Annotated in this window: 7 protein-coding genes; all 7 read left to right on the top strand. The window is 40.1% G+C overall.

The annotated features are described in order from the left end of the window. Positions 1–276 precede the first annotated feature (276 nt). Positions 277–2,925: a VolA/Pla-1 family phospholipase gene (locus CXF95_RS10570; RefSeq protein ID WP_101198614.1), complete on the top strand. Its 2,649-nt coding sequence runs from the start codon at positions 277–279 to the stop codon at positions 2,923–2,925. A 104-nt stretch (positions 2,926–3,029) separates the two neighbouring features. Beyond that, a complete protein-coding gene (sohB, locus tag CXF95_RS10565; protein ID WP_101198613.1) occupies positions 3,030–4,067 on the top strand; it encodes a protease SohB in 1,038 nt (345 codons plus the stop codon). 334 nt (positions 4,068–4,401) lie between these two features. After that, positions 4,402–7,107 carry a TonB-dependent siderophore receptor gene (locus CXF95_RS10560; protein ID WP_101198612.1) on the top strand — a complete coding sequence of 902 codons (2,706 nt, stop codon included), beginning with the start codon at positions 4,402–4,404 and terminating at the stop codon, positions 7,105–7,107. Between the two features lie 395 nt (positions 7,108–7,502). Beyond that, positions 7,503–10,109: a TonB-dependent siderophore receptor gene (locus tag CXF95_RS10555; protein ID WP_101198611.1), complete on the top strand. Its 2,607-nt coding sequence runs from the start codon at positions 7,503–7,505 to the stop codon at positions 10,107–10,109. A gap of 68 nt (positions 10,110–10,177) precedes the next feature. After that, on the top strand, positions 10,178–11,629 hold the full coding sequence (locus CXF95_RS10550) for a sulfotransferase (RefSeq protein ID WP_232787759.1): 1,452 nt from the start codon (positions 10,178–10,180) through the stop codon (positions 11,627–11,629). Positions 11,630–11,753: 124 nt separating this feature from the next. After that, positions 11,754–12,314, top strand: coding sequence for an RNA polymerase sigma factor (locus CXF95_RS10545; protein ID WP_101198609.1), 561 nt, complete (start codon positions 11,754–11,756; stop codon positions 12,312–12,314). Then, entirely contained in the window at positions 12,311–13,363 is a 1,053-nt protein-coding gene (locus CXF95_RS10540) for a FecR family protein (protein WP_101198608.1), read from the top strand. Before CXF95_RS10545 ends, CXF95_RS10540 begins: the two co-directional genes overlap by 4 nt. Positions 13,364–13,426: the final 63 nt, after the last annotated feature.

Here is a 13,426-nt window from a genome sequence, read left to right as displayed (position 1 = left end):
TTGACTAAAAAACAGATATATCATTAGTTAAACCACTTAAATCCTCAATGTATCAATAGAATAAAGGCTAGATTTTTTCTCTTAACTGTTTTCTTTTGGTTGATAATTTTGCATAGTTATCCCGAAGGGAGTTTGAACCTTGAATTTATAAGCTTATGCGGAAGATATAAGCCATAAATGACTTGGATGTTTACGAATAATAAATTATTTAAAATAAATTTTAAGTGTGATTGTTTAATAACAACAATCACAAATCTCATATACAGAGGAATAGTAATGAAAAAAAGTTTGCTAAGTCTTAGCATTATAACGCTGGTTGGTTTATCTGGATGTCTAGGTGGAAACACGCCAGAGCTTACAACAGTTGAAGAGGCAGAAGAGGTTGTATTAGAAGAGCCCTATGTGCGTGTGGTGTTCAATCCAGCAACTGGAGATTTAAACATCCCCAACGATTTTTTGATGATTCCCAATGGAAACTTTTTTGATTTCACTTTGAATACTGAAGGTGAGGAAACCTTCGATTCTGGTAACCCTCAACACGCCTTAAGTGCACTTGATGGTTGGTCTACTCAATACCCTTTCTCTATTAGAGTATCCTTGCCTGAAGGCATGGATATAGACCCAAGTTCTGTATCAGCAAGTTCCATCAGGATCTTTGAGGCCACTCAAGCGTTAGAGGGAGACTCTGCTGTTTGTCAAACCTTAGCCGCCGAAATTGGTGCACCCGGTGTACCATGTGATTTAGGTGAAGAGGTTGAATATGGTGTGGATTTTGTGGCGTCATATACTCCGGGTTCTGGTGCAATATCGGTAGTACCTCTTAAACCTTTTAAGTCTTCTCAGGGTTATATGTTGGTTGTTACTGATGATTTGACTGCAATGGACGGTAGGATTGTAAAAGGCTCAATTACTTGGGAGTTAGCCCGTCAAAATATTAATACTAATCCTCTCGGTTCAGCTGATTTGTTGCAGTTACAAGGGTTAGTAAACTCCCTTGTGAATGTGCTTCAACCAGCAGGTTTGGAAACTAATGATATTTCCTATGCCGCTTATTTTTCTACGCAATCTGTAGGTGACGTAGTTAGCACAGTTAAGAAAATAAATATTGCCTCTTACGCTCAAACATACGCTGGTGCTTTTGAACAGGCATTAGCGAGAGGCGCTGAGCTTGCTACGGCAGACCAAATGGCTAAAACCTTTGCCTCTCAATATTTGCCAAATATCAACACAGTATTGCCTGATTCTGCAGCTAATGCATTTGAAGCATTGGCACCCATTTTGTTACCTGCAACTGACTTGGCGGCTTTAACTGCTGTTGGTTTAAATACATGCTCAGGTTTGATGGCGGCGATAACCGCGGGTAGTGGTTCCCCCTTGTTTGAGACAGCTTCTGAAACTTTTGCGATTGCTGGTCCATATTGTGTGACCAGTATCGTTTCTGGCGATGTGGATTTACCTTACTATTTAAGTACAACTGCCCCGTTAACTGATTGGTGGAAGGCCGCCTGTACAAGTGGTGCAACGTTGCAGGCTTTGGGTGAAGAAAACGTCACTAACTTGCTTGTAGCTGGACAAGTGGGAGCAAATAATGATTATTGTCAGTTGGTTTCACAACGTCAGCTATATGACTTAGACCTGACTAGTTTAGGTATGGATGATCCTAGAAATTTAACCAAAGTAAATCCAATTCCGCTGGCGAAGGGACGACAGATAGATGATATAAGCACTTTATACAATGAAGCGGGCACTGAGTCTGTTGCTGTTCAATTTACCGTGCCAGATGAATCTGTTATTGCCACTTTATCGGCTGTAACTGGCGGGGCTATCCCTGCTATAACTAAGCCAGAAAGTGGTTGGCCAGTAGTGGTGTTTATGCATGGTATTACCGGTGGCAAAGAAAATGTATTAGCATTATCGGCTGCATTGTCTCTAGGCGGTTTTGCTACTGCTTCCATAGACCATCCTTTGCATGGAGAACGTGGTTTTATATTAGATGATGGCACCGTAGTTAATGCTTCTAGCCCTTCTCTAACTGATTACTTAAACTTTTCTAGTTTGTTAACAGGCAGAGACAATTCACGCCAAAGCATAGCTGACATTTTAGCTTTCAGATTGTCCTTAAATGCAATAATTGACACCACAGGATTAGTTGACTTGGATTTATCTAAGGTTCATTTTATATCCCATAGTTTGGGTTCTATTACTGGCATTGGAGCTTTAGCCATTGCCAACCAAACCTTAGGTGATGAATTAGCCGCTTTTGATGGTATGTATGCCTTTTCAAATGCAGCGTTAAATGTGCCAGCGGGGGGAGTACCGTCGTTTATTTTAGAATCAGCAGATTTTGGACCTTTAGTAAGAGGTTCTTTGTTAGCAGCATCATCTGAGGAATTTGCTGCCTTTTTAGCGACATTTGCAACGGCTAATGGCCTGTCTTTAGAAGACGCAATACGCCCAGCCTTTATTGCTTTTGAACAGGCAATAAGTGCAGAGCAATTAGCCGCTATTAATGCAACATTCTCTGCATTTGGATTTGCTGCTCAAACCGCCCTCGATTCAGCTGACCCGGTAAACTATGCACAGAGTTTAAGTGAGACCACTGGTTTATTGGTACAGCTATTGGTTGGAGGCGGTGTGAACGATGATGGATCCGTTGGACTACCAGATCAAGTTAACCCAGTAGTGACGTCACTTCCATTAGCTGGAGGCCAACCTCTTGTTGATTTAATGGGGTTATCAAAAGTATCACAAACGTCAAATGGCAGTGGTGTCGTTTATTTTAATACTGGAGATCACTTTTCTTTATTTAGTCCAGCGGCTAGCGCTGATGTGACTGAAGAAATGCACGCTCAAGCCGTTTCATTTTTTGCTAGTGATGGACAAAGTATTGTTATAGCGCCAGACACGATAGTGGTTGAGCAATAACAGATGTAATGAATTGAATATATTAAAGCCAAGTTAATCACTTGGCTTTTTTTTTGTTCGTTTATCCCCATATATGTGAAAATACTTTTAAGGAGTACACCCGGTTGGATTTTTTATATGAGTACGGATTATTTATTGCTAAAGCGATAACAATAGTAGCGGCTATTCTTTTGGCGCTTGGCGGTATCATTGGTTTAGTTAGTAAACAAAAACAAGGTAAAGGTCATCTTGAAATTAGCTCTTTATCAGACAAGTTAGAGTCGATCACTGACTTTGCAAGGGGAGAATTATTAAGCAAGGACGAACTTAAGCAATTTCACAAAGAACAAAAGAAGACCCTGAAAGCCAAGAAAAAAGAGCAAAAAAACAAAGATGTTGATGAGCCTAGCAAGGGCCAACTTTTTGTTGTGGATTTTTCTGGTTCGATGGACGCCCATGAGGTGGATTATCTGCGGGAAGAAGTCACGGCTATTTTATGTGTAACTAAGCCAGAAGACGAAGTGTTAGTGAGACTTGAAAGTGGAGGCGGGGTAGTGCATGGCTACGGTTTAGCAGCGTCTCAGCTACAACGAATCAAAGACAAAAATATCAAACTGACTATTTCGGTAGATAAAGTCGCCGCCAGTGGTGGTTATATGATGGCTTGTGTCGCGGATCATGTGTTGGCAGCAAAGTTTGCCATTATTGGCTCTATTGGTGTGATAGCCCAGTTGCCCAACTTCAATAAGTTGTTGAAGAAAAGTAATATAGACTTTGAACAACACACAGCAGGTGAATTCAAACGCACTTTAACCATGTTTGGTGAAAATAACGATCAAGGTCGAGAGAAATTCAAAGCTGAACTTGAAGATGTGCATCACATGTTCAAGGACTTTGTGCAAACACAAAGACCAGCGTTAGATATTGCTAAAGTAGCCACTGGTGAATATTGGTACGGTATTAAAGCCAAGGAGTTGGGTTTAGTTGATGATATTCAAACATCTGACGATTACATATTGGCAGCCAATGAAAATAAGAAAATTTACACTGTTAAATATAGTATGAAAAAAAGTTTACCAGAAAGACTAGGCCTAGCCGCTAGTCTTTCTGTTGAGTCTTTATTGATGAAACTATGGAGTAAAAGTGAAACCAGTTTTCGCTAAATAAGTACAAGTGTCGGGGAGGGTGAGATCGCCTTTCCTGACAAGTAAAACACTGACCTCAAGACCCTTCGAAAAAAAGCTAAAGCGCAAGTCCTCAGTAAAAAAACGTCCCTTATCCCCTAAAAACAATGTAAAAACTAAGCTCGGATCAAAAAAATATTTTTTTATTTTCTGTGATTTGTTTGTTTTTAATGAGTTACAAGTATATAAATTAGCAGCGCTTTGCATTGTGAGCGTGAACAGGACACACAAAACACTTAATGGGCTCCTCAAGGTTTGTGCATTACACTTTGGCCATTAAGCATTATAAAAAATATTAAGCTGGAAAATAACTATGAAAACTTCAATAAGTAAACTTGCGAACAACATTCGTTATGTCTTAGCTGCATCTGCTGCAGTTGGCCTAGTATCGGTAACACCGGTATTTGCACAAGAAGCTGACAATACAGAAAGTATAATTGTTACAGGGACTAGGATGACGGACCGTTCAGCCGGGGATTCACCCGTCCCTGTAGATATAATAAGTGGTGAAGACTTTCGACAGAACTCTTCAGCGGATGTACAGGATCTACTTCGTACCGCCGTGCCTTCATTCAACATCAATAGCCAGCCAATCAGCGATGCTGCCACTATTGTAAGACCAGCAAACCTTCGCGGACTATCTCCAGATCACGTTTTGGTGTTAGTGAATGGTAAACGCCGTCACAGAGGTTCAATTATTTCATTCCTTGGTGGTGGTATTTCTGATGGAGCTCAAGGGGTTGATATTTCTGCCATTCCATCAATGGCATTAAAACAGGTTGAAGTATTACGAGATGGTGCATCTTCACAATATGGTTCAGATGCTATCGCGGGTGTACTCAACTTTATCCTTAAAGACGACTCAGAAGGTTTTGAAGTTGTAACTCGTTATGGATCTACTTATGAGGGTGACGGTAATAACTATACAATAGCAGCTAACGCAGGTTTACCCCTTGGTGATTCTGGTTTTGTAAATTTGACCGCTGAAATTCGAGACGTTGAAGGTACACTAAGGTCGGTCGTTAGAGGTGACAGTCAAGGTATGATTGATGCAGGTTATTTGCCAGCCGCTGATTTTCAGACAATAAATAGCTATACAAGCGAATACTCACAGTATTGGGGGCAGCCTGATGTAGAAGACGACGTTAAGCTGTTTATCAATTCGGCATTTGAAATCAATGAACAAGCAGAAGTCTATCTATTTGGTAACTATGGAGAAAGAGCTGTAACCGGTGGTTTTTTCTACCGTAACCCTCTTACAGAAGGCTCACAACGCGGCGGTGTTTACGCGGGTCCAACAGTCGATCCTTTGACTGGTCTTAGAGCTGATGAGGGTGTTCACTCTGTATTAGTAGGCGATCTTGATGGTTTAGGCATGGGTGGTTCATGTATCGCAGGTATACCTATCGGAGGTGCAGGCAATGTGACGCCCGATCCAACTTTTCTTGCACAGGTGACTGCAGACGATAATTGCTTCTCATTTATTGAAACTATTCCAGGTGGTTTTGTGCCTAGATTTGGTGGCACTAATGAAGATCAATCAATTGCTGTTGGTGTTCGTGGTGAAGTCAATGTAGGTTCAGGCCTACGTTATGATTTGAGTGCACAGCAAGGCTCGAACAGAACAGATTTCTATATCCGCAATACTATTAATGCTTCTATGGGTCCCGACACACCTAGAGATTTTGTACCAGGTGGCCAGGAACAAACAGAAACTCAGTTTAATTTAGACTTAGTCTATGATTTAGATGTGGGTTTTGATTCTGACCTAAGCATTGCATTTGGGGCAGAGTATCGAGAAGAAGAGTTTGACCTTTTTGCCGGTGACGCTGCTTCTTTCGAACTAGGTGTTCTTGCTAGTCAAGGTTTCTCATCAAGCTCGAATGGTTTTGGTGGTTTCCCTGCGTCATTTACTTCATCACAAGACAGTACCGCATTTTATGTTGATGTTGAGGCCGATATTACAGAAAAATTGACACTTCAAGCCGCTGTTAGAGCTGAAGATTTTAGTGAATTTGGAAATACCACCGATTTTAAAGTGGCAGGTATTTATCATGTAACTGATGACATTCGAATTCGAGGCGCCATTTCGACTGGATTCCATGCTCCAACGGCGGGTCAAGCCAATATTACCAACGTTACGACGCAAAACGTTGCAGGTGTACTAGTTGACCAAGGTACTTTGCCGCTGTCTTCGGCAGCAGGACAATTGGGTGCTAACTTCATACAAAGTCAAGGAAATGGTCGACCTGAATTGGGTCCAGAGGATGCTAAAAACTTCTCAATCGGTGTTGGCTTTAATGTCGGAGACACTTCTTGGACAATTGATTACTACAATATTGAGTTAACAAATCGTGTTGCCCTTGGTGCTAATGTAGACTTTCTTGATGCTCTTAATTTTACTGACACTACCGGAGCTAATTACACCTCAGTATCCGCAGCTCTAACAGGTTTGGATGCGCAAGGTGTTATCGATCGCAATGACTTTATTGGGCTAGATGACTTAGCTGAATTTAGGTTTTTCTCTAACAGCTTTGATACCACTACTACGGGTATAGATGTGGTTGGTAACATCAACTTCGAATTTATGGGCGGTGACTCTGGTATCACAATTGCTGCTAATTATAATAAAACTGAAGTAGACAGCCTCGGCACGGTAAATCCTATTGGTACAGGTCGAGTTGCAGCACTTGAAGATTTACTACCTAATATTCGAGGTAATGTGTCGTGGAATCACACCCAAGGTGATTACAGAACACTGTTACGTGCAAGTTATTTCGGAGGATGGGATGATACTGGAAATGGTGTAAACGGAATTGGTGCAGAAGTATTAATTGATGTACAAGTTGCTTATCAATTCAGCGACCAACTCGAGTTTGTTGCTGGTGTTGATAACCTTCTTGATACCTACCCTCAAGAAAACCCTGGTGCATTAGGTTCTGGTCAATTGTATTCAGAATCAAGTCCATTTGGTTTTAATGGTGGGACTTGGTACGTACAAGCTAGATTCACTTATTAAATCATTTAGTTAATATTTAAAAACCACTCGCATAAAAACGAGTGGTTTTTTATTTTAGAAAACATTATAACCATTTATGGCATTCAACATTTAATAACTAACACTTCAATGTGAGACATTTCAAAGCTTACAGCCTTCAACAAAATGTCTCCTAGCCTCTATAGACAAAGCAAAAACTAAAATCCTCTATCAAATAAAGTATATTTTTTATTTTCTGTGTTTTGTTTGTTTTTAACGCATTTCAGGTTTATAAGTTGTTTGCGCTCGTTTTTTGTGGGCGTCAAATGGACACACAAACATTTAATGGACATCAAGCACTTAATGGACTTTTCAAGGTTTGTACTTTATTACCTTAACCATTAAGCATTATAAAAATATTAAGCTGGAAAAAAATTATGAGAACATCAAAAACAAAACTTAGTAAAAGCATTCGTTATATCATAGCGGCGTCTGCAGCAGCTAGTGTTGTATCTGTATCACCTGTATTTGCTCAAGAAGTAAATGATGATGATAATAGTTACGAAAAAATTGCCGTCGTTGGCTCACGAGCGGCTCCTCGTTCTATTGCTGACTCACCTGTACCTATAGACATCATAGGTGCTGACGAGTTATCAAAGTCAGGCAATACTGACATGTTAGAAATTTTAAAAGGAACAGTGCCTTCTTTAAATGTGCATACGAACCCCATTAGTGATGCGGCTTCACTCGTTCGCCCAGCAAACTTACGTGGTTTGCCCGCCGACAGTACTTTAATTCTGTTGAATGGTAAAAGGCGCCATCGTTCATCTGTTATCGCGTTTCTAGGTGGCGGTATTAATGATGGAGCACAAGGTCCTGATATATCTGTTATCCCAAGCATTGCCATAAAACAGGTTGAAGTGTTACGTGACGGTGCTGCTGCGCAGTATGGTTCAGATGCTATTGCTGGCGTAATGAACTTTGTTCTGAAAGATGATTCCGACGGCGGTACTTTATCGGTTCGTCGTGGTGAGTATTATGAAGGTGACGGCGCCTCCACTGAAGTTTCTGGTAATTTAGGTATGCCATTTACAGATGACGGATTTGCTAACGTCAGTTTTCAATATAAAAATGCCGACGCTACTAGTAGAAGTGTACAACGTCCCGATGCTGCAGCCTTTGGTGCTGCAGGTTTGGATGTGGCTAATCCCGCGCAAATTTGGGGCTCTCCCGAGATCAACGACGATATCACTATCTTTGGTAACGTTGGTCTGGACTTAGGTGACGGTAAAGAATTTTATATGTTTGGTAACTATTCTGAGCGAGATGTGCGTGGCGGGTTTTACTACAGAAACCCTCATACACGTGGCACAGTATATTCCTTAGATGGTGGTTCTACTTTGCTTGTGGGCGATTTAACACCTGGTCCAGTTGGCCAAGTTAATACTGGCCTTGGGCAAGGCGATGGCATTGATTGCCCAGTTATCCCTATCACCTCTGCGAATGTGACATCTCAACAAAACTATATCGATGGCGTACAAAATGATGCGAATTGTTTTGCGTTTAATGAACTGATCCCTGAAGGTTTTACTCCTAACTTTGGCGGTAATATTACCGATACATCTTTAACAATAGGCACAAAAGGCGAATTCAGAGACGGTTTTGCCGATGGTGTTTTATATGACTTAAGTGGCTCTGTGGGACGTAGTGAGTCTCAGTATGTTATTTACAATACCCTTAACGCTTCTTTGGGGCCGACTACGCCGCGCGATTTTCGCCCTGGTAAATATATCCAGCTTGAGAAAAACTTTAACTTCGATTTAGTTAAATTAGTTGATGCTGGTTTATATGAAGACGTAAATGTTGCTGGTGGTTTAGAATGGCATGAGGAATCATATGAAGTAGTAGCAGGTGATGTAGCCTCATTTACTGCTGGACCATTGACTTCACAAGGCTTTGGTATTGGCTCAAACGGTTTTCCTGGCTTCAAGCCAGATGATGCCGGTGTTTCAACCCGAAGAAACTACGCCGCTTATGTCGATTTGGAAGCCCAAGTGACTGAAGATTTATTATTAGGTGGTGCGTTACGTTTTGAAGATTATGATACCTTTGGTTCTACCACCAATTATAAAATATCTGCTCAGTTCCATCTGACTGATGAGTTGTCATTGCGTAGTTCAATCAGTTCTGGATTCCGCGCTCCTACTGTTGGTCAAGCCAATGTGAGTAACGTGCAAACCAACTTGGATGGGGGTGTGTTAGTGGATTCAGCGCTTTTAGCGCCAACTAACCCTATTGCAGTTCAATTAGGTGGTACTGAGTTACAGCCCGAAGAATCAGATAGTTATACATTAGGTGGCGTCTATCAAGACGGCGATTTCTTTATGACGGTGGATTACTACCATATTGAAGTATCAGATCGTCTTAGTCAGTCTGATAAAATCAACTTAACAGCAGAAGATAAGGATGCTCTTAGAGCCATCGAGCCGAATATAGACAGTTTCCAACAAGTTAGTTTCTTTACTAATGACTTTGACACTACTACACAAGGTATTGATGTGGTGGCAAACTATTCTGCAGACTTGTTTGATGGTAGCTCTACTTTTAGCCTTGCTTACAACTGGAACGATACAGAAGTTACTAAATTTTCTGAAATCACCGGTGCCTTTAAGGTTAAACGCCTAGAAGAAGACTTACCTAATCATCGAGCTACGTTTACTTGGGCTCAATCATGGGATGATGTCTCGATGTTTACGCGGGCAAACTACTACGGCGAATATCAAGGTGTACATGTTGACTATGATGCTACTGCTATTACCGCCGATGCTGCTGTAACTGTTGATATTGAGGTAAGTTATATGTTCAGTGATGCTATTACAGTGAGTGTTGGTGCTCAGAATGTGTTTGATCAAGAAGCAGAAAGAATTAATATTCCTGCAGATCAAGGTATTCCTAATAACAATTGGGGCGGTGTCTATTACGAGACTTCACCAATGGGCTTTAATGGTGGTCTGTACTACATAAGTGCAAACTATAACTTTTAAGTATAACGGCCTTACCTAATCGGTAGGGCCATTTTTAAATTCTTTTTATTATGGTTAAGTTGAAGAGTTTGTCAAAACTACAACAAGCTGCAGATTTTTTTAAAATGGGTGATTTAGTACAAGCTGAACGTTTATATACGCAAGCAATAATCAGTCATCCAGAATGTGGTAAGGCCTATTTAGGCATGGGTGTCATAGCTTTGGAAGTTCAACAATTTGACAAAGCCGTGTCTTTTCTGACCAAGAGTTGTGAGTTGTTACCTAATGAAGCGTTTCCCCTCATCCACTTGTCTGAGGCATTTAATGGGGTCAATTCTGAAATTGATGGGTTAACCGCACTGGAGTATGCAGCAAATCATTTGCCCAACAATGCAATGGTCCATTACCACTTGGGTCTGCAATACATCATTTTGGGAGATTTAGCTAAAGGGCAATATGCCTTTAGAACGGTTATTCAGTTAACAACAGATCCAATCGCATCATATGCACTGCTAGAACTCACTCGCCTTGAGAGTCACTCCGATCAATATTTACCTTTACTTGAAGAGCGCTTAAAGCAAATAAACATTACATCTCAAGAGGCAACCGCTCTTCATTATGCTCTGGGTAATGTATTCCATGGCATACAAAACTACCATCAAGCCTGGCATCACTTTGAACGTGCTAATCTACTTCAAATTGAGCTTTGCAATTTTAAAACATCTGAGCTGAAAAGTTTTTTCCAAGAAGTTAAAACAACCGCGTCAGAACATGTTTTATCAATATGCAGTTGCTCCGCCAAAAACAACGTTTTCACTGAGATTACACCTATTTTTATTCTTGGTTTACCAAGAACCGGCTCGACCTTACTTGAGCATTTATTAACCGAGCATCAGGATATCTCCTCTGCTGGTGAAGTACCTTATTTAAGCCGTGAAGTGGCAGCCTTTTTATTTAGTAAAACGAAATCACATTATCCTTACTCGATGATTAACATCAGTAGTGAACAATTAAATGCTGCCGCACAAATATACCTACAAAAAATGTCTGTTAATGCAAATGGTAAAGGTTATGTGATTGATAAGTTACCTGCCAATTTTCAGTCAATAGGTTTGATTTACAAATTATTTCCAAATGCTAAAGTACTGCATCTTAAGCGCAATTTACCTGATGTAGCCTTATCTATTTACCGAAATTATTTTGCTCAAAATGAACCTTATCTTTGTTCATTAAATGAATTTAAGCAATATCACACTTTGTATGCAGACTTGATGGCATTCTGGAACACTCAATTACCTGAATTTATACATGAAGTTAGTTACGAACAACTGGTTGTAAATAAAGATCAGACTATCAAAGATATCCTAGAATTTTGTGGGTTACCTTCACAAATGGTTGAATCCAAGTCCCCAGAGGTCAATAAAGTGGTAAAAACCTTAAGTAATATCCAAGTGAGGCGGCCAATGAGTTCAACACCCATTAACAACTGGTACAATTATGCAGATCATCTAAGCCAATTTACCGATAGTGAATATGGTTAATGATTTACTCCAGAACCCAATTGCGACTTATATGTTATTCGACTTTTGGTGAAGTGTTAATGTTAAATAAGTCACAAATTAACAAACACTGTAATTAACCCCTTACAGAGCATATATAGCTAAAATGATAAGAAAATCGACACTAGAACAGACATATTTCAAATGCCGAACTCAATTAATAAGAGTGATCGGTGGCATTGTTCACAGTGATGATATTGAAGATATCGTACAAGAAACCTTCGTTAAAAGTTATGAGGCTGAACTAAAGCAAGAAATAACATACGAAAGAACGTATATGCTGACAACTGCTAAAAATCTAGCCCTTAATCATGTTTCAAGAGCTAGCGCCCAAAAAAACCAGTCGCTAGATGATATGCAAAGTTTGCCTAGTGATTTAACCAGTAAGAGTTTGGAAAGTCAGGTTGAAAGTAAAGAACGGTTTTTAAATTTCTGCCGAGCCACAGATACATTATCTGTTGAAGTCAAACGCGTTTTCTTATTGAAAAAAGTCTATGGCATGAGCCAGAAAGATATCGCTAGTTATATTGGGTTAAGCGAAAGCACAGTTGAAAAACATGTGGCGAAAGGGTTATTGCAATGTTCATTGTATTTGCAGCGATTAGTCAATTCTGACTTGAAACAAACTGCTTCGGCAGTAAAACACAGTGAATCAGTTAATAAATGAATAATGTTCAGGAATTTAGTAGTAAGCAAGATATTCAACAGCAAGCCTGTGAATGGATTAGTCGATTCGACCGTGGGTTGAGTGAGAACGAGGAAAGTGCATTTTCTGATTGGGTGAATATCAGTAAAACACATAGACAATGTCTATTTGATGTTGCCCAAACATGGGACGAACTAAGTGTATTAAATGAATTAAGTACTTTATTTCCATTACGAGCCAATAACGAACGCCATACGAATATATTTGCAAACAAAAGAACCTTTGGGATTGCTGCAAGCTTAGCCATAGTTTTTGTTAGCTGTTTAGTATGGTTAGTCAACTCGCAAATGATGTCTTCCATAGCCGACCCATCCTTGTTGGTGCTGAATGCTGAAACATCTGTAGGTGAACAACACAAGCTTTCGTTAGCAGATGGCTCTTTGATCCACTTAAATACTGATAGTGCGATCTTGGTTGATTTTTCTGACACTCGCAGAGATATACATCTACTTCGTGGTGAAGCACACTTTGACGTGGCCCATGATGAGTTACGTCCATTTATTGTTAAGGCTGGTGATAATACAGTGACCGCCGTAGGAACTGCATTTAACGTTCAAATAACCAGCGCCAAAAATGTAGAGTTATTGGTGACTGATGGAAAAGTGTTAGTCAAAAATAAACAACAGCACAATGGTACTTCAACTATTACTGAGTTGTCCCACCCACTTGATGGGGCTGGTGAGTTAATGAATGCGGGTCAAAAGGCAATTATTAGTCAGCAATCAATTCAAGAATTGACGGTGTCTAATGAGCAGATCCAGAGTGATTTAGCCTGGCAGCAGGGGATGTTGGTTTTTCACGGTGAACCTTTAGCTGAGGCACTTAAGGAAATAAGCCGTTATACATCAATCAATTTTACTTTAGCAGATGAAAAAGTAAAAAAGAGAAGGGTCGCGGGTTACTTCAAAGCGGGTGATATTCAAGGGTTATTGTTTGCACTTGAAAACAATTTTAATATTATTTACTCAAAACGTGATGACCAAACCATAGTGTTGTCATCCGGTCTGTAGCTGATTTTTAACTAAACAAATAAGGCTATTGTATTCGCTTTAGCTAGCCATTTTCTAAAAAAA

This window comes from Paraglaciecola sp. MB-3u-78, from assembly GCF_002835935.1.
Lineage (GTDB): Bacteria > Pseudomonadota > Gammaproteobacteria > Enterobacterales > Alteromonadaceae > Paraglaciecola.
This window is presented reverse-complemented; position numbering and strand designations above follow the sequence as displayed.